The organism is Methylobacterium sp. WL116, from assembly GCF_008039455.1.
Classification (GTDB): domain Bacteria; phylum Pseudomonadota; class Alphaproteobacteria; order Rhizobiales; family Beijerinckiaceae; genus Methylobacterium.
Genome location: NZ_VRUV01000933.1, coordinates 1 through 964, shown reverse-complemented (window position 1 = coordinate 964; position 964 = coordinate 1). Strand labels below are relative to the sequence as shown.

The 964-nt window shown below is 64.6% G+C and carries 1 protein-coding gene; it reads left to right on the top strand.

All coding sequences use genetic code 11. The features are described from left to right. The first annotated feature begins 350 nt into the window (after positions 1-350). Positions 351-911 (top strand): hypothetical protein, encoded by a 561-nt coding sequence (locus tag FV223_RS28575; RefSeq protein WP_147729989.1) that lies wholly within the window; start codon positions 351-353, stop codon positions 909-911. Positions 912-964: the final 53 nt, after the last annotated feature.

The following is a 964-nucleotide window of genomic DNA, read 5'->3' as shown; positions in this document are numbered from 1 at the left end:
GGAGAAATGGGGCACCCGGGGGCGGGTGTCGGGTCGGCGCAACATGAGGATCCATCCTTACAGATGGGCGCACCTCGTCGGGGAGGCGTGTCCCGCCGCCGGGATGCGCCGATGCCGGCGGCCGTGCAAGGGCCGGATGCCGGTTCTCGCCGGCACTGCTGCCCGGAACGCGTTGCGGAAAGGATGTCCGTCTCGCCGCCGGCATCGGATGCGCGCTGTCGGCCCGTCGCATCCCTCCGCTCCAGGGACGCAGCGTGCCTTCCATCATCGGAGACCAGGCCTGCTCTCCGGGAAGAGGTCGTGTCGCCGCGAGGCGGCTCTCATCGCGAAGAGGTAGGACCGCTCAGCACATGGCCGTTGCCGTCACGGATGTCTCTTGCCCTGCGGCCGGCTTCACCGTCTCATGGGCCCGATTCGAGCGTTCAGGTTGCGCGATCGCGCAGAGCGGGGACCTATTCATGAGCATTCGAGCACGCCAGATCGCGATGATCACGACTGCGATGGCGATGATGATCGGCATGTCGATGTGGATGCGTAGCACCTGGGGCCTGACGAGCGATCGCGCTTACGGATTTTCGGGTGTCTTTACGTGGGCTGTCGCGATCATCATCGTTGGCCAACGGTACGCACGGGTGCATCTGAGCCTTTCAGACTATCACGCCATCCACTCGGCCGGATTTGGCGCCCTCTTGCAGGGAGCGATGGCGTCAGGATTTGCACTGGGCCCATCGGGTGATGATCCGAGCACGGTGCTGGCGTGCCTTGCGATGGTTCCCGCCCTGGCAATCGACACCATCAGCCTGCGTGCCTTGTTCTCACGTGAAGAGCGAGAAATTCTCGAGAGCCATCGAGGCTGGTGGCGCGCGAAGTCTGCGACGGACGGGCCTGCGAAAGCCGAGTCGATCTCGTAGCCGTTCCGTCTCCGAACATTCGTCGGGTCGGATGCCTCATCCGTCCTGCGACG